This window comes from Vibrio paucivorans, from assembly GCF_054053395.1.
In genome coordinates this window covers 3,104,818-3,122,378 of the sequence record NZ_CM133230.1, presented here as the reverse complement: position 1 = coordinate 3,122,378, position 17,561 = coordinate 3,104,818, and the positions used below count along the sequence as shown (strand labels likewise).

Annotated in this window: 12 protein-coding genes, 1 tRNA gene, 3 rRNA genes and 1 riboswitch; of the genes, 13 read left to right on the top strand and 3 right to left on the bottom strand. The window is 46.7% G+C overall.

Features of this window, described 5'->3' with window-relative positions; all coding sequences use genetic code 11:
* Positions 1-207 precede the first annotated feature (207 nt).
* The 4 genes from ACXABW_RS14210 to dinF all read left to right on the top strand — a co-directional run bounded on the left by ACXABW_RS14210 (position 208) and on the right by dinF (position 3,573).
* Entirely contained in the window at positions 208-570 is a 363-nt protein-coding gene (locus tag ACXABW_RS14210; protein WP_265688604.1) for a diacylglycerol kinase, read from the top strand.
* Positions 571-668: 98 nt separating this feature from the next.
* Positions 669-1,289, top strand: coding sequence for a transcriptional repressor LexA (lexA, locus tag ACXABW_RS14205; protein WP_252028657.1), 621 nt, complete (start codon positions 669-671; stop codon positions 1,287-1,289).
* A gap of 86 nt (positions 1,290-1,375) precedes the next feature.
* Positions 1,376-2,194, top strand: coding sequence for a class I SAM-dependent methyltransferase (locus tag ACXABW_RS14200; RefSeq protein ID WP_457523211.1), 819 nt, complete (start codon positions 1,376-1,378; stop codon positions 2,192-2,194).
* 35 nt (positions 2,195-2,229) lie between these two features.
* A complete protein-coding gene (dinF, locus tag ACXABW_RS14195; protein WP_457523209.1) occupies positions 2,230-3,573 on the top strand; it encodes an MATE family efflux transporter DinF in 1,344 nt (447 codons plus the stop codon).
* 77 nt (positions 3,574-3,650) lie between these two features.
* On the opposite strand, the gene sthA is transcribed toward dinF, so the two are convergent.
* On the bottom strand, positions 3,651-5,051 hold the full coding sequence (gene sthA, locus ACXABW_RS14190) for a Si-specific NAD(P)(+) transhydrogenase (protein ID WP_457523208.1): 1,401 nt from the start codon (positions 5,049-5,051) through the stop codon (positions 3,651-3,653).
* A gap of 317 nt (positions 5,052-5,368) precedes the next feature.
* On the opposite strand from sthA, the gene fabR reads away from it, so the two are divergent.
* Both fabR and ACXABW_RS14180 read left to right on the top strand, forming a co-directional pair.
* On the top strand, positions 5,369-6,010 hold the full coding sequence (fabR, locus tag ACXABW_RS14185) for an HTH-type transcriptional repressor FabR (protein ID WP_252028652.1): 642 nt from the start codon (positions 5,369-5,371) through the stop codon (positions 6,008-6,010).
* On the top strand, positions 6,010-6,384 hold the full coding sequence (locus tag ACXABW_RS14180; protein WP_252028650.1) for a YijD family membrane protein: 375 nt from the start codon (positions 6,010-6,012) through the stop codon (positions 6,382-6,384). The genes fabR and ACXABW_RS14180 overlap by 1 nt, the downstream gene beginning before the upstream one ends.
* 60 nt (positions 6,385-6,444) lie before the next feature.
* Here ACXABW_RS14180 and trmA read toward each other — a convergent pair whose 3' ends face one another.
* Entirely contained in the window at positions 6,445-7,557 is a 1,113-nt protein-coding gene (trmA, locus tag ACXABW_RS14175; protein WP_457523206.1) for a tRNA (uridine(54)-C5)-methyltransferase TrmA, read from the bottom strand.
* Between the two features lie 168 nt (positions 7,558-7,725).
* Positions 7,726-7,928: riboswitch (cobalamin riboswitch) on the top strand.
* Positions 7,929-7,985: 57 nt separating this feature from the next.
* On the opposite strand from trmA, the gene ACXABW_RS14170 reads away from it, so the two are divergent.
* From ACXABW_RS14170 to murI, 3 genes are read left to right on the top strand one after another with little or no spacing between them, the layout of a single operon-like run.
* A complete protein-coding gene (locus tag ACXABW_RS14170; protein ID WP_457523205.1) occupies positions 7,986-9,800 on the top strand; it encodes a TonB-dependent receptor domain-containing protein in 1,815 nt (604 codons plus the stop codon).
* A 49-nt stretch (positions 9,801-9,849) separates the two neighbouring features.
* Entirely contained in the window at positions 9,850-10,527 is a 678-nt protein-coding gene (locus ACXABW_RS14165; RefSeq protein ID WP_457523203.1) for a Dph6-related ATP pyrophosphatase, read from the top strand.
* A 39-nt stretch (positions 10,528-10,566) separates the two neighbouring features.
* Positions 10,567-11,367 carry a glutamate racemase gene (gene murI, locus ACXABW_RS14160; protein ID WP_457523201.1) on the top strand — a complete coding sequence of 267 codons (801 nt, stop codon included), beginning with the start codon at positions 10,567-10,569 and terminating at the stop codon, positions 11,365-11,367.
* Here murI and ACXABW_RS14155 read toward each other — a convergent pair.
* Complete coding sequence (locus tag ACXABW_RS14155) at positions 11,330-11,782, bottom strand: RNA recognition motif domain-containing protein (RefSeq protein WP_252028640.1); 453 nt, start codon at positions 11,780-11,782, stop codon at positions 11,330-11,332. The genes murI and ACXABW_RS14155 overlap by 38 nt on opposite strands.
* Positions 11,783-12,335: 553 nt before the next feature.
* Here ACXABW_RS14155 and ACXABW_RS14150 point away from each other — a divergent pair.
* From ACXABW_RS14150 to rrf, 4 genes are all read left to right on the top strand, one after another.
* Positions 12,336-13,888: ribosomal RNA gene (locus tag ACXABW_RS14150) — 16S ribosomal RNA — on the top strand.
* 92 nt (positions 13,889-13,980) lie between these two features.
* Positions 13,981-14,056, top strand: a tRNA-Glu gene (locus tag ACXABW_RS14145).
* Positions 14,057-14,367: 311 nt separating this feature from the next.
* Positions 14,368-17,257, top strand: a 23S ribosomal RNA gene (locus ACXABW_RS14140).
* Between the two features lie 108 nt (positions 17,258-17,365).
* Positions 17,366-17,481, top strand: a 5S ribosomal RNA gene (rrf, locus tag ACXABW_RS14135).
* Together the 16S, 23S and 5S rRNA genes with 1 tRNA gene alongside form the textbook arrangement of a ribosomal RNA operon.
* The last annotated feature ends 80 nt before the right edge of the window (positions 17,482-17,561 follow it).

The window sequence follows — 17,561 nt, the reverse complement described above, 5'->3', positions numbered from 1 at the left end:
TCATAGCCTCAAGTTTTTCAAATAAGCGTAAATGTATTGAAGACTGTTTATCAGAATATTTTTTTCAGTAACAATATATTCAGCGAGTAATTTTTTGCGCAGCAAGGATACCAGAAACTGGTCTAACCTTTTAACTTTAATTGACTACGAAAACGTCAATTTTGCGCCAATTTATTCATCCCAATTATTCATAGTGAGAGTTTTTACGTGTCATCAAAACCTGTACATGGATTCAAACGCCTTAAGAATGCCACCCGCTACTCCTGCCAAGGCCTCAAAGCCGCGTTTAAAAATGAAGCCGCGTTTCGCGAAGAGATATTACTTAGTGTAGTCCTGATTCCACTGGCATTTTGGTTAGATGTCAGCCAAGTGGAAAGAATTCTTCTTATTGTCACAGTGCTGCTGGTGATGTTGGTGGAATTGCTTAATAGTGCTATCGAAGCTGTGGTGGATAGAGTAGGTACAGAACACCATGAACTCGCTGGGCGAGCGAAAGATATTGGTTCGGCAGCAGTGATGGTAGCGATGATCATCACAGGCTACACCTGGGTTGAGATACTGTTCTTCTAGCAAAAAGCAGAAATAAATTAAAAAACAACCAATTGGCTTTTCATTTCATAACTTACTGGATATACTTCCAGTTAACTGTATAAAAAGACAGGTGACTTATGAAGCCGTTAACGCCCCGACAACAACAAGTTTTCGATCTTATTAAGAGCAAGATCGATGAAACAGGAATGCCACCGACTCGTGCTGAAATTGCACGTGAGCTTGGCTTCCGATCCGCTAACGCTGCTGAAGAGCACCTTAAAGCGCTAGCTCGTAAACAAGCGATTGAAATTATCCCAGGCGCTTCTCGTGGTATCCGCATTTTGCTGGATGCGGCTAACGATGAAGAGCAAGGCTTGCCATTGATTGGTCAAGTCGCAGCAGGTGAGCCTATTTTGGCGCAAGAGCATGTCGAAACACATTATCAAGTGGATCCAGGAATGTTTAAGCCCCAGGCCGATTTCTTACTTCGTGTTAATGGCGAAAGTATGAAAGACATCGGTATTATGGATGGCGACCTACTGGCCGTACACAAAACGCAAGATGTGCGCGATGGTCAAGTTGTCGTGGCTCGTGTCGACGACGATGTTACCGTTAAGCGACTTGAGCGCAAAGGCTCTACCGTATTGTTGCATGCTGAAAACGAAGAGTTTTCGCCAATCCAAGTTGACCTCACCTCCCAGCATCTTGCTATCGAAGGTCTCGCTGTTGGTATCATTCGCAATACAGATTGGATGTAAAACCAATAATTGTTGAGATCAATTCTCAATAACTTGCGTCTATAAATGATATTCATTATCATCTTCTTTCTGGTGACATAAGGAAGATGATAATGCCTGCCACTCCACCTTCTTCAAATCGACGTTATCAAATACCCGCCAACTTACTTCAGCCGCTTTGGTTAAGAAGTCGTGAGAGTTTGGTGGATAACGGTTTAGTCTACGATCCGATTGCTGCCAATGCTTGTCGCCATTGCCAACTCGCACCAGAGTGCCTATCTGGGGACGTGGACCAAAAGCAGCTACTGCATGCCACTCTCACTCAGCTGTGCGACCAACAAGTCAAAGCCTTCATTGAAAGACACCCTGAAGCGTGGATTCTCAATGTTGGTGCTGGGCTGGATACGCGATTTTACCGAGTCGATAATGGTCGCTGTCACTGGTTAGAGTTGGATGTCACTGAAAACCTTCTGTGGCGTCAAAAGCTTTTTCATAACAGTGAACGTTATCAGCACCATTGCGGCAGCGTGGACGATTTGCAGTGGTTAGAAAGTTTACCTATCCCACAGCAAGCATCTGTCATGGTGGTGTGTGAGCATGCCTTACTCGACTGTAGCGAGAGGCAAGTAGCCAAATTTGTTCAATCACTAGGGCGTCATTTTGATACTGCCAGCGCTTGTATCGTGCTTGCGGGCGATAAGGCCTCAAGCAGTATCGGCCAAAAGATGGGGTCTGGAACGTATAGCCATGGTTTCAGCGCGCCGGGAGAGGCAATCTTACAGTATCTGCCTTGGACGAAATGGACCAAGACATTTTCTCCATTGGATAAAAACTGTGGCCGTTGGAAATTTTGGCAGCGCTGGCTAACAAAGTTTTCCGCTTATAAACAACGATTAACCCCAGTATTGGTTCAGCTTCGTTGGTGATCCGGTTACACTTTGCTCTCTGAAGCGAGGTGGCCGTGATTCAACATATAACTCAAACTCTTTCTAATCGAGCAGTACACAAGCAAGTGTTACTGCTCGCCATTCCTATGGTGTTGTCTAACATCACCGTTCCTTTACTCGGTTTAGTGGACGCCGCAGTGATCGGCCATCTAGAACATGCTTGGTATCTCGGTGGTGTCGCACTTGGCGGTACCATGATCAGTGTGACATTTTGGCTGCTAGGCTTCTTGCGCATGTCGACCACTGGTCTCGCGGCACAATCCTATGGTGCGGAAGACAGGCGTCAGTTGGCGCTGGTGCTTATACAGGGATTGCTGATGGCGTTGGGTTTTGCCTCACTGTTCTTAATGCTGCATGTGTGGGTATCCGACGCCATCTTTTCTTTAAGTAGCGCAAGCGATGAAGTGAAATTCTATGGGCAACAATACTTTGCAATTCGTGCTTGGAGTGCTCCTGCAGCGTTAGCCAACTTTGTGTTGCTCGGTTGGTTGCTCGGCACACAAAATGCCAAAGCCCCAATGTGGATGGTGATCATTTCAAACCTGACCAATATCATCTTGGATGTATTGTTTGTGATAGGTTTCGGTTGGAAAGTCGAAGGCGCTGCATTGGCCTCGGTGATTGCTGATTACAGCGGTTTAGCGTTTGGGTTACTTTGCGTGTGGCGCACATGGCAGCACAAGCAGCTGCCTTCACCACTATCCTTGTTATCCGTAGCCGGTCACAACATTGGTCGATTCGTGAAATTGAATCGTGATATTTTTTTACGTTCGTTATGCCTTCAAGCCACTTTCAGCTTTATGACTTTTCAAGGTGCCAGCTTTGGCGATGAAACTGTCGCAGCCAATGCGGTTTTAATGAGTTTCTTGATGATGATTTCTTACGGAATGGACGGTTTTGCCTACGCGATGGAAGCGATGGTTGGCAAGGCGATAGGGGCTAAAGATCGTCAGCAGTTAAATCAGTCGTTAATCGGTACCTTCTTTTGGAGCTTAGTGATTTGTTTAGTCTTAACCGTGGCTTTTGCAGGGGTGGGATCTCAGCTGATCAATTTGATCACCGACATACCTGCGGTTCAGGCAAATGCCTTAGTGTATTTGCCTTGGCTGGTGGCGATGCCGCTAACGGCAATGTGGTGCTTCTTATTTGATGGGATCTTTATCGGTGCGACGAAAGGCAAAGAGATGCGTAACAGTATGTTTGTTGCCACTTGCTGCTTCTTTGCTGTGTTTTATCTCTCCATCGATCTTGGTAACCATGCGTTGTGGTTTGCCATGCTGACTTTCATGGCGATGCGCGGTATTGGCCTAGCAGTGATATTTATCCACCAATGGCGGAGACAAACGTTTTTGGCCTAATGGTTGGGCGACATACAGAAACAAAAAAACACAGGCTATGCCTGCGTTTTTTGTTTTTATTGTGGGTTAAAGCTTAACTAGAACAAGCGGTTTAACCCGTTCAAGGCAGCGACACGATACGCTTCAGCCATAGTTGGGTAGTTGAAAGTGGTGTTAACGAAATACTCTATGGTATTCGCTTCACCTTTTTGTTCCATGATGGCCTGACCGATGTGAATGATTTCAGCCGCACGTTCGCCAAAGCAGTGGATACCTAAGATCTCTTTGGTTTCTCGGTGGAATAATATCTTCAAGCTACCAATGTCTTTCCCTGCTATCTGTGCACGAGCGAGGTGTTTGAACGAAGAGCGTCCTACTTCGTAAGGCACTTTTGCCGCAGTTAGCTCTTGCTCGGTTTTACCAACAGAGCTGATTTCTGGAATGGTATAGATACCCGTTGGAATGTCTTCAATCAAGTAACCCGTTGCTTGACCTTGAGTGATTGCCTGAGCCACTACACGGCCTTGGTCGTAAGCTGCACTTGCTAAGCTAGGGTAGCCAATCACATCTCCCACGGCATAAACATGGTCGGTTTCGGTTTGGTAATTACTATTTACCGATACTTGGCCACGAGAGTCGGCGGTAAGGCCTACTGCCTCTAAGTTAAGCTTGTCGGTGTTACCTGTTCGGCCATTGGCATACAAAATACAATCGGCGCGCATTTTTTTACCAGATTCCAGATGAACGATAACGCCATCTTCTGTGCCTTCAATCTTCTCAAAAGTTTCGTCGTTGCGAATAACCACACCACTGTTCCAGAAGTGGTATGACAATGCATCGGACGTCTCGTTATCAAGGAAAGATAACAAGCGGTCACGAGTATTAATTAGGTCAGTTTTAACCCCTAACCCACGGAAGATAGAGGCATATTCACAACCGATGACACCTGCACCATAAATGATGATATGGCGAGGGTCATGCTTGAGGTTCAAAATCGAGTCGCTGTCGTAAATGCGTTCGTGAGTGAAGTCGACGTTGGCAGGCTGGTATGGTCGGGAGCCTGTAGCAATGACGAATTTATCGGCTGTGTAGGTATCAATGCTGCCATCAGCTTGGGTGACAGATACGGAGTTAGAATCAGTAAACTTTGCAGTACCAAAGATCAGCGTACAGTCGTTTCTATCGTAAAAGCCTTGGCGCAGGCGTGTCTGTTTGTCGATCACTGATTTGGCATGGCCAAGAATATTGGAAAACGTGGAGTGTAGGCTGGTGTTATTGTTGCAAAAGAGAGGGTTGTTATTGAATTCAATGATGCGGCTAACGGCATGACGAAGAGCTTTAGAAGGAATGGTACCCCAGTGAGTACACCCGCCCCCAACACTGCTTTCCTTTTCAATAATAGCGACGTTGAGTCCCGCTTTGGTTAATCCCATTGCTGCACCTTCACCGCCTGGGCCACTACCAATAACGATTACATCAAAGTGGTTACACTGGGCCATATTTTAATCCTTGTTTGTTATAGCTATTAACATTGCTGTAGCGAGATTTTAACTGATTCCATTGATGCGTAAATGATTTCCACACCAGACAGTGGAAGTGATCACGTACATCCGTGAGAAAACCGGCAATCGTATGCTATAGCTCTCCAAATTCTAGCGAAGTGTTTGCAAAATCTGTCCAAGCGCGTTTAATTGGCTGCTCAAATCGTAACGCAGCATAGTTTCTCGTAGCGCTTTAGAGTTTCGCGGTTCTGAGTCGTCTCATTTCGCGCTATAGTATGTCTCATCATGTTGCGAGCTGAATTAAGAATATTGGTATGAAGTCCATGGGAATCCGAGCACAGCAAAAAGAAAAAACGCGTCGTTCTCTAATCGATGCAGCTTTCAGCCAATTGAGTGCCGATCGAAGCTTTTCTAATTTAAGCTTACGAGAAGTGGCCCGTGAAGCGGGGATTGCACCGACCTCTTTCTATCGTCATTTCAAAGATATGGACGAACTAGGCTTAACAATGGTTGACGAAGGTGGTTTGCTTCTTCGCCAATTGATGCGTCAGGCAAGGCAACGTATTGTCAAAGAAGGCAGTGTTATTCGCACCTCTGTGGAAACTTTCATGGAGTTTATCGAAAGCAGCCCAAACGTATTCCGATTATTGCTTCGTGAGCGTTCGGGTACCTCTTTTGAATTTCGTACTGCGGTGGCTCGCGAAATACAGCACTTTGCTGCAGAATTAACAGAATACCTTATTAGCTCTGGAATGAGTCGAGACGAAGCGTTTACCCAAGCAGAAGCATCGGTGACCTTAGTTTTCAGCTCTGGAGCAGAAGCACTGGACTTAGATCGACGCGAGCGAGAAGAACTGGCTGAGCGCTTGATCATGCAATTGCGAATGATAGCCAAAGGGGCTTTCTGGTATCGCAAAGAACGTGAACGTAACCGATTAAAAGGCGGGATAGATTAATGTCGAATGATAGTAACCTAGTTAATCGTGGCTCAGAGAGAAAAACGCTGATTTTAGCTCTGATTGCCGGTATGTGTGGCGACGCATTGTTGTCTTGGATGACGATGAGTGAAGTGTCTTTTTCTATTTTTCCTCTGATTGCATTAGTGCTGTCAGTACAAGCTCTGTACCAAGAATATCTGCGTAGCCCTGTATCGGAGGATATTCCTTTGGTGAGTTTAGCGTGTTTCTTTGTTGGTGCTTTTGGCCACTCGGCCTTTATTAAGGCGCAGCACCCTGATTCGGGATCAAACTTTATCGCCATTATGGTGGTGCTGTTGTTGATGCTGTGGATAGGTAAGAAGATGGGTTTTTTCGCCCGCAACGCCGAATAAAATTATCGCAATAAAAAACGAGCCAAATGGCTCGTTTTTTTGTATCTGAAGAATGGCAGATTAGTCTGCTTTGCGCTCGAGTAATACTCCAGCTTCCATATGGTGGGTATATGGGAACTGGTCAAATAGGGCAAATCGAGTGATGTTGTGTGTTTCGCACAGAACGTCTAAGTTCTCTTTGAGTGTCTCTGGATTACATGAGATGTACATAATGCGCTCGTAGCCTTGCACCATTTTACAGGTATCGATATCCATACCTGCGCGTGGTGGATCAACGAAAATGGTATTGCAGTTGTAGCTCTGTAAATCCACACCCGCATCTTTGAGTCTGCGGAACTCACGCTTGCCTTCGATCGCTTCTGTAAATTCTTCAGCAGATAAACGAAGGATCTGCACATTATCAATTTCGTTGGCCGCAATATTGTATTGGGCAGATTGTACCGATGGTTTCGCGAGTTCAGTCGCTAACACGCGGTCGAAGTTTTGCGCTAATGCTAGAGAAAAGTTGCCGTTACCACAGTAAAGCTCTAACAGATCGCCTTGGCTATCTTGGGTGCAGTCTACGGCCCATTCAAGCATCTTCTCGGCCACTTTGCCGTTTGGTTGAGTGAAGCTGTTCTCTACTTGTTGGTAGGTGTATGCCTGACCATTAACGTCGAGCTTCTCAATCACGTAATCACGATCTAACACGATTTTCATTTTACGTGCACGCCCGATGATGTTGAGGTTAAAGCCTTCGTCATTCAAGCGTTGTTTAAGTGTCTTGGCTTGTTCAATCCAAGCATCATCTAACTGACGGTGATAAAGCAGAGAAACTAAGATTTCACCGCTCAGTGTGGATAGGAAGTCTACTTGGAATAACTTACGGCGCAGAGAGTCATTGTCTTTCATCGCATCGATAAGCAATGGCATTAGGTCGTTGATCAAACGGCTAGCGGCTGGGAATTGATCAACGCGGTATTTCTCACGGGTTTCTTGGTTGAACATGATGTAGTAAAGGTCTTCACCTTCATGCCAAATTCGAAACTCTGCACGCATGCGGTAATGCTGCTCTGGTGATTCAAACACCTCCAACTCAGGCACACTGTACTGTGCGAACATCTGGGTTAGACGCTCGGTCTTTTCCGCCAGTTGTTGCTGGTAATGTTGAGGGTTTACATCAAGAGTCGCCATGGAAATACCTTTTTGGAAATGCGTTAAGCATCGGATGCGTTTAAACAGGAGCGCAGATTTTATTCAATCCCTCGGACTTGTCCAGTGTTGAGGACAATTTGGCTTTAACTAGTCTGTAAAACTATAGCTTATACCAATCTTTAACTAGACAAATTATCAATAGCTTAATAGTATCTGCGCCAAGCTGGTGCCATTCTAGATGTATAGATGGCTGAAAAGGGAATCTGGTGAAAATCCAGAACTGACGCGCAGCGGTAAAAGAGAACGAAAGCTCAAATGACACTGCATAGTGGACTATGTGGGAAGTCGAGTGATTAGGCGGCTTAGCCAAGCTCTTAAGTCCGAAGACCTGCCAGTACCCGAACCAACAATATGCTCGGAAGCAGCATAGGTTCGGAGGGATTTACGCGATTTAGGATAAATATAAAATGAACAAGTCTTTTCTAGCGATTGCCGTGGCATCGCTACTTCCGCACGCCTCTCTTTCTTATGCCCAGCAAGCGGATGAAACCGTTGTGGTGACAGCAAGTCACTTTGAGCAACCTTTGAGTGATGTCATTGCATCTACAACGGTGATCTCCAAGCAAGAAATTGAAGAAACTCAAGCTAAGTCTTTAGTAGACGTATTGAAACGCGTTCCAGGTATTGAAGTCTCGCAAAGCGGTGGTCGTGGCCACAGCGCTTCGGTATTTATGCGTGGCTACAATAGCGACCAAGTACTGTTTCTCGTCGATGGCGTACGCATTGATTCAGCCGCTGGTGGTATCAGTTTTAATCACATTCCAGTGGGCATTATTGAGCGCGTAGAAGTGATTCGAGGATCTGGCGGCGCGTTATACGGCTCGGATGCAATTGCAGGGGTGATTAACGTAATTACTGCTTCTGGTGAGGCGTCAGAATCGACAACGGTTTCAGTTGGAGCTGGCAGCGATGCGCAAAAAGAAGCGAACTTCTCTACAACACAAGAGCTGTCTAATGGCGGCATCTTTAAGCTTGCTGGTGGCTTTGAAGAAACGGATGGCTACGACATTAAAGACCCTGCAACTGGGGTGAACTATGGTTATGAAAGCCAAAACTTGTTTGCTTCATATTCTCAGGCAATTACATCGCAACTTACAGGTTCAGCTTCTGTTCGTTGGTATGACAGCCTAACGGAATATGATTCAAGTGGTAAGAACTACGGTTACTCAGAAAATCTAAGTATTACTGGTGAGCTTGAATACAAAGGTGAAAAGCTAAGTTCGACACTGCGCGCTAACCAACAAGCGATCGAAAACCTAGATTATTCTCAAGCCGAGGGTAAAGATAACGCTAGTACACAAAAGAAGATCGACTTAACCAATCTTCAGTTCTTGAATCAATACAGTGTGACTGAAGATTTATCTGTAGGAGCAGGTGCTGATTGGCGCCGTGAAAAGCTTGATGATGACGCGCTTTCTTATGGCTCCCCAGATGCACTAGCTGGTGAATCTCGTGATACAACGGGTGTCTATGTGTCGACAGATTATCGTATCGGGGATCTGCAGCTAGTCGGTAGCGTACGTGGTGATAAGCATGACACTTATGATAACCATACTACTTGGTCTCTAGGTGCGCGTTACCACATTACTCCAAAACACTCGTTGAGAGCCGCAGCTGGTACTTCGTTTAAAGCACCGAGCTACTCTGATTTGACTACTAACCCAGATCTTGAACCTGAAGAAGCGAATAACCGTGAGATTGGTTACTCAGGACAATTCGATTTGTTTAACCTTGAGGTAACGGCTTATGACAATGAAGTCGATAATCTGATTATCTGGTATGAAGGCAGTCCGTGGTGGTACCCACAGAATGTGGATGCGGAGCTTAAAGGGATTGAAGTATCTGGACGCTTTGAGACGTGGTTCATCCATCATACTGTCATTGCAGAGTTTAAAGATCATAAAGACTCTCAAGGTAATAAGTTGGCTAAACGCGCAGATGAAAACTATAAGTGGTTAATGGACGCGTCATACCAAGATTTTGATTTGAACTTAACTTACACCTACACTGGGGACAGACTAGGTAACCCGAATGAGACATACAGTCCTGAAAACATTCTTCCATCTGTGAGCTTGTGGGATGTGTCGGTAGGTTACTGGATTTCATCTGAGCTAGTGGTTAGAGGCCGTATCGATAACTTAACCAACGAAGATTACCAAACTACGCTAGGCTACAACGCCCCAGAGCGTAGGTACTTCGCTAATCTAACCTACCAATTCTAATTACCTAAACCGCCTTCGGGCGGTTTTTACTTTTCTATAGGTATCAGCAATGAAAAAGAACGTAGTAATTAGCTGGTCAAGTGGTAAAGACTCCACATTAACCTTACTGCGCTTGTTAGAAGATGAGCGCTACAATGTTGTGGGTCTTTATACGACTTACGTAAAAGATGAAGTGCCTTTTCAGGCTACACCACTCGAAGTTATCGACATGCAAGCCAATTTAGTCGGGCTGCCACTAATCAAAATAGAGCTGCCCGAAGTTTTCCCTGCTAATGACGTCTATCAGTCATTGGTGGTTGAGGGCTTGAAGCAATCAGGTCTTGCAATTGATGCCGTTGCTTTTGGCGACATGTTTTGCAATGGAATAGCAGACTACCGACGCAGTTATATCGAACCGGCTGGTTGGCAGTGTGTGTTCCCACTACTTGGAGAATCGAGTAAGCAACTTGCCATTGAGATCATAGAGCGGGGGATTAAGACTATTCTGGTGACCGTAGACGGGCAGGTGTTATCAAGCCGCTGGTGTGGGCATTGGTATAACGACGCACTTTTAGGTGAGCTACCTAGTCATGTTGACCCTTGTGGTGAAGATGGCGAGTTTCACACCTTGGTGGTTGAAGCGCCTTGCTTTAATGGTCGTATAGAGTTGGACAAGACTCATGTAGACGTGGGTGAACGCTTTAGCCACCAAAGGTATCGAGCAAGGTATTTGCCAAACGACCAATAGTGAGTATGATCGCTGAGTTTTCATTTTTAGGTGAGCAGTGTGGAACAATCAGCGAACAAAAATATACTTATCTTCGACTCCGGCGTGGGTGGGCTATCGGTATATCAAGAAATCAAAGCGTTGCTTCCTCAACTGAGTTACACCTATATCTTTGATAACCAAGCCTATCCATACGGTGAGCTAGAGCAGGCCACATTGATCCAGCGAGTGGACGCGATGGTGTCGAGCTTTGTTGATTCTCACCATATTGACCTTGTTGTTATTGCATGCAATACCGCGAGTACCATTGTACTACCGACTTTACGTGCAAAACTATCGATTCCTGTCGTAGGGGTAGTGCCTGCTATTAAGCCTGCGTCGTCGTTGGCGAGCAAAGCGGTGGGGCTGATTGCGACCCCTGCAACCGTTACAAGAGAGTACACACAAGATCTGATACGAGACTTCTCTAATAACAAAAGCGTAGAAATGATTGGCTCAACGCGCTTAGTCGATATGGCGGAAGAAAAGCTCAGAGGCCAAGCCATATCGTTGCAAGAGTTGGCCGCTATTTTGGACCCGCTTCAAAGCAAAGTGGATGTTGCAGTACTTGGCTGTACTCATTTCCCTTTGATCAAAGAAGAAATTCAACGAGTTCTTGGCGAAGAAGTTTTGCTGGTGGATTCAGGCAATGCTATTGCAAGAAGGGTAAAAGATTTGCTCGGGATAAATGCGGAAGGCTCGAAACGAGGAGCTCATCAGATTTATTGTAGTGCGCCTCCTTGGCAAGAAAGCGCACTCAATACGACATTAATTCAGTTAGGGTTTAGCCCTGTGCAGTGTCGTCCGCTTCAGGGTGTTTAGGGTCATTAGCAATACGCACTTTTAAAGTACGTTGCATATAGTCTTGATCGTTTAACGCATCAATCGCGTTGTTAGCATCACTAGAGGCCATCACAACAAAGCCAAAGCCTCTTCTTTTTCCAGTACGTTTGTCTTTCATTAAACGAACCGCAAAAACTTCACCATGCTTAGCAAACAGCTCACGAACGTGTGCTTCGTTTGCTTTATATGGCAAGTTGCCGACATAAAGAGTTTTCGTTGAAGGTGAAGATGAGTCAGTAGTGGTCGTGCTGTTGTTGGAAAGTTTTAAGATAAAAGCTGAAGCACAAACACCAATAACGAATGCTACGGAAGCGGGAACCGCTACCTGCGAGAAGATGATTCCACCCAACACTGCTAGGGCGACAATCAATAAGGTCGATTTATTAGAGTTCATATTGGAATACTACATTGTAAGTAATAGAGATAGTTACGTCTGTCATTAACAAATTAGACACATGAATCTTACGTATATGGTTGGACTTTTTCCAACGCATTGGTGTGACATGTCTCAAATGTTGAAATTTTATTCGATAAACATCGTTTTGATGGCTTTTTGAACGGTTAGAAAAATAATTCAAAAAAAGGCTTGTCATCCTTCCAGACCTCCCTATAATGCCGCCTCACCGACACGGAGTGAGACGGAAGTCACATGAAGGGTTGGGAGAGAGAAAAGAAAGTTGAAATAAACACTTGACTCTCAAAAAGCAAAGCGTATTATACGCACCCCTAGCGACAGGGCGCTAAGCGCAAGTCAAGCTAGAATAGCTCTTTAACAATTTAAACCTATCAATCTGTGTGGGCACTCGTTGATGATAATCCAATTAGAAACTTCGGTTTCAAATTAGGTTTCAATGAAACGAAGTGACCATTGAATCTTCGGATTCAGCACAGTCAATTCAAACATTACTTTATGTAATGTTCAGTATTCATTGAGCCGACAAAATCTTAAATTGAAGAGTTTGATCATGGCTCAGATTGAACGCTGGCGGCAGGCCTAACACATGCAAGTCGAGCGGAAACGAGTTAACTGAACCTTCGGGGGATGGTAACGGCGTCGAGCGGCGGACGGGTGAGTAATGCCTAGGAAGTTGCCCAGTAGAGGGGGATAACTATTGGAAACGATGGCTAATACCGCATAACCTCTTCGGAGCAAAGCAGGGGACCTTCGGGCCTTGCGCTATTGGATACGCCTAGGTGGGATTAGCTAGTTGGTGAGGTAATGGCTCACCAAGGCGACGATCCCTAGCTGGTCTGAGAGGATGATCAGCCACACTGGAACTGAGACACGGTCCAGACTCCTACGGGAGGCAGCAGTGGGGAATATTGCACAATGGGCGAAAGCCTGATGCAGCCATGCCGCGTGTGTGAAGAAGGCCTTCGGGTTGTAAAGCACTTTCAGCAGTGAGGAAGGCATTAAGATTAATACTCTTAGTGTTTGACGTTAGCTGCAGAAGAAGCACCGGCTAACTCCGTGCCAGCAGCCGCGGTAATACGGAGGGTGCGAGCGTTAATCGGAATTACTGGGCGTAAAGCGCATGCAGGTGGTGGATTAAGTCAGATGTGAAAGCCCGGGGCTCAACCTCGGAACTGCATTTGAAACTGGTTCACTAGAGTACTGTAGAGGGGGGTAGAATTTCAGGTGTAGCGGTGAAATGCGTAGAGATCTGAAGGAATACCGGTGGCGAAGGCGGCCCCCTGGACAGATACTGACACTCAGATGCGAAAGCGTGGGGAGCAAACAGGATTAGATACCCTGGTAGTCCACGCCGTAAACGATGTCTACTTGGAGGTTGTGGCCTTGAGCCGTGGCTTTCGGAGCTAACGCGTTAAGTAGACCGCCTGGGGAGTACGGTCGCAAGATTAAAACTCAAATGAATTGACGGGGGCCCGCACAAGCGGTGGAGCATGTGGTTTAATTCGATGCAACGCGAAGAACCTTACCTACTCTTGACATCCAGAGAACTTTCCAGAGATGGATTGGTGCCTTCGGGAACTCTGAGACAGGTGCTGCATGGCTGTCGTCAGCTCGTGTTGTGAAATGTTGGGTTAAGTCCCGCAACGAGCGCAACCCTTATCCTTGTTTGCCAGCGAGTAATGTCGGGAACTCCAGGGAGACTGCCGGTGATAAACCGGAGGAAGGTGGGGACGACGTCAAGTCATCATGGCCCTTACGAGTAGGGCTACACACGTGCTACAATGGCGCATACAGAGGGCGGCGAGCCAGCGATGGTCAGCGAATCCCAAAAAGTGCGTCGTAGTCCGGATTGGAGTCTGCAACTCGACTCCATGAAGTCGGAATCGCTAGTAATCGTAGATCAGAATGCTACGGTGAATACGTTCCCGGGCCTTGTACACACCGCCCGTCACACCATGGGAGTGGGCTGCAAAAGAAGTGGGTAGTTTAACCTTCGGGAGGACGCTCACCACTTTGTGGTTCATGACTGGGGTGAAGTCGTAACAAGGTAGCCCTAGGGGAACCTGGGGCTGGATCACCTCCTTATACGATGATTATTGCGATGAGTGTTCACACAGATTGGTATGGTTTAAGAAGTTTAAGAGATAGAGATGTCCCCCAAGACATTTCGCACTAGTGTCCCGTTCGTCTAGAGGCCTAGGACACCGCCCTTTCACGGCGGTAACAGGGGTTCGACTCCCCTACGGGATACCATCTTTAAGTGTTCTTTTTTCCTTAGAATAGAAAGTAGAATCTTTAAAAATGGTTACTTCCTTTGAAGTGATTAGCTCTTTAACAATTTGGAAAGCTGACGAATAACATTTGATTGATGTTATTCAAATAAAAGTTCTCAAATCCTATGTCTCTTAGAGATGTAGGTACCAACACACATTCAAGTGTTCTTGGGAATAACTTTCGAGTTATTCATATTTGAGTCCGGCAAAATCGAATGTCTCTCGCTCATTCAAATAATGAGAGACACACCTTGGTTGTTTGCCATACGTAAAGACCCCTTCGGGTTGTATGGTTAAGTGACTAAGCGTACACGGTGGATGCCTTGGCAGTCAGAGGCGATGAAGGACGTATTAACTTGCGATAAGCCCAGATTAGGTAGTAAAAACCATTTGAGTCTGGGATTTCCGAATGGGGAAACCCAACTGCATAAGCAGTTACTGTTAACTGAATACATAGGTTAACAGGGCGAACCCGGGGAACTGAAACATCTAAGTACCCGGAGGAGTAGAAATCAACCGAGATTCCGAAAGTAGCGGCGAGCGAAATTGGACTAGCCCTTAAGCTTTTAATGATGCAGGTGAAGAGTCTGGAAAGTCTCGCGATACAGGGTGATAGCCCCGTAACCGACACATCATAATCAGTGAAATCGAGTAGGGCGGGACACGTGATATCCTGTCTGAATATGGGGGGACCATCCTCCAAGGCTAAATACTACTGACTGACCGATAGTGAACCAGTACCGTGAGGGAAAGGCGAAAAGAACCCCTGTGAGGGGAGTGAAATAGAACCTGAAACCGTGTACGTACAAGCAGTAGGAGCACCTTCGTGGTGTGACTGCGTACCTTTTGTATAATGGGTCAGCGACTTATATTCAGTAGCAAGGTTAACCGATTAGGGGAGCCGTAGAGAAATCGAGTCTTAACTGGGCGTCGAGTTGCTGGATATAGACCCGAAACCAGGTGATCTAGCCATGGGCAGGTTGAAGGTTGAGTAACATCAACTGGAGGACCGAACCGACTAATGTTGAAAAATTAGCGGATGACTTGTGGCTAGGGGTGAAAGGCCAATCAAACCTGGAGATAGCTGGTTCTCCCCGAAATCTATTTAGGTAGAGCCTCGGACGAATACTACTGGGGGTAGAGCACTGTTAAGGCTAGGGGGTCATCCCGACTTACCAACCCTTTGCAAACTCCGAATACCAGTAAGTACTATCCGGGAGACACACGGCGGGTGCTAACGTCCGTCGTGGAGAGGGAAACAACCCAGACCGCCAGCTAAGGTCCCAAAGTATAGCTAAGTGGGAAACGATGTGGGAAGGCTTAGACAGCTAGGATGTTGGCTTAGAAGCAGCCATCATTTAAAGAAAGCGTAATAGCTCACTAGTCGAGTCGGCCTGCGCGGAAGATGTAACGGGGCTAAGCTATACACCGAAGCTGCGGCAATGCAATTTATTGTATTGGGTAGGGGAGCGTTCTGTAAGCCGTTGAAGGTGGATTGTAAAGTCTGCTGGAGGTATCAGAAGTGCGAATGCTGACATGAGTAACGATAAAGGGGGTGAAAAACCTCCTCGCCGGAAGACCAAGGGTTCCTGTCCAACGTTAATCGGGGCAGGGTAAGTCGACCCCTAAGGCGAGGCCGAAAGGCGTAGTCGATGGGAAACGGGTTAATATTCCCGTACTTCTTACAATTGCGATGGGGGGACGGAGAAGGCTAGGTGGGCCTGGCGACGGTTGTCCAGGTTCAAGTGCGTAGGCTTAAGAGTTAGGTAAATCCGGCTCTTTTTAAGGCTGAGACACGATGTCGAGCTACTACGGTAGTGAAGTCATTGATGCCATGCTTCCAGGAAAAGCCTCTAAGCTTCAGATTGTAAGGAATCGTACCCCAAACCGACACAGGTGGTCGGGTAGAGAATACCAAGGCGCTTGAGAGAACTCGGGTGAAGGAACTAGGCAAAATGGTACCGTAACTTCGGGAGAAGGTACGCTCTTGACGGTGAAGTCCCTTGCGGATGGAGCTATTGAGAGTCGCAGATACCAGGTGGCTGCAACTGTTTATTAAAAACACAGCACTGTGCAAAATCGTAAGATGACGTATACGGTGTGACGCCTGCCCGGTGCCGGAAGGTTAATTGATGGGGTTAGACTTCGGTCGAAGCTCTTGATCGAAGCCCCGGTAAACGGCGGCCGTAACTATAACGGTCCTAAGGTAGCGAAATTCCTTGTCGGGTAAGTTCCGACCTGCACGAATGGCGTAATGATGGCCACGCTGTCTCCACCCGAGACTCAGTGAAATTGAAATCGCTGTGAAGATGCAGTGTACCCGCGGCTAGACGGAAAGACCCCGTGAACCTTTACTACAGCTTGGCACTGAACATTGAGCCTACATGTGTAGGATAGGTGGGAGGCTTTGAAGACGGTACGCCAGTATCGTTGGAGCCATCCTTGAAATACCACCCTTGTATGTTTGATGTTCTAACTTAGCCCCATTATCTGGGGTGAGGACAGTGCCTGGTGGGTAGTTTGACTGGGGCGGTCTCCTCCCAAAGAGTAACGGAGGAGCACGAAGGTGGGCTAATCACGGTTGGACATCGTGAGGTTAGTGCAATGGCATAAGCCCGCTTGACTGCGAGAATGACAATTCGAGCAGGTGCGAAAGCAGGTCATAGTGATCCGGTGGTTCTGTATGGAAGGGCCATCGCTCAACGGATAAAAGGTACTCCGGGGATAACAGGCTGATACCGCCCAAGAGTTCATATCGACGGCGGTGTTTGGCACCTCGATGTCGGCTCATCACATCCTGGGGCTGAAGTCGGTCCCAAGGGTATGGCTGTTCGCCATTTAAAGTGGTACGCGAGCTGGGTTTAGAACGTCGTGAGACAGTTCGGTCCCTATCTGCCGTGGGCGTTGGAAGATTGAAGGGGGCTGCTCCTAGTACGAGAGGACCGGAGTGGACGAACCTCTGGTGTTCGGGTTGTGTCGCCAGACGCATTGCCCGGTAGCTAAGTTCGGAATCGATAACCGCTGAAAGCATCTAAGCGGGAAGCGAGCCCTGAGATGAGTCTTCCCTGGCGCTTTAAGCGTCCTAAAGGGTTGTTCGAGACTAGAACGTTGATAGGCAGGGTGTGTAAGCGTTGTGAGGCGTTGAGCTAACCTGTACTAATTGCCCGTGAGGCTTAACCATACAACACCCAAGGGGTTTTGATGGACTCAAATAGAACATTGAATGTGTATCAGTAGAACTTAAATCAGTTTTCCAAGTTATTCTCTAGAAATAGAGAGAAAGAATTTGCTTGGCGACCATAGCGTTGTGGACCCACCTGATTCCATGCCGAACTCAGAAGTGAAACGCAATAGCGCCGATGGTAGTGTGGGGCTTCCCCATGTGAGAGTAGGACATCGCCAGGCTTTAAATCTCGACTTGTCTCATTGAGACGAGTCAACATAAGGTTTTGAGTAAAAAGCTTAGAATTTTATGTTGACTTTCG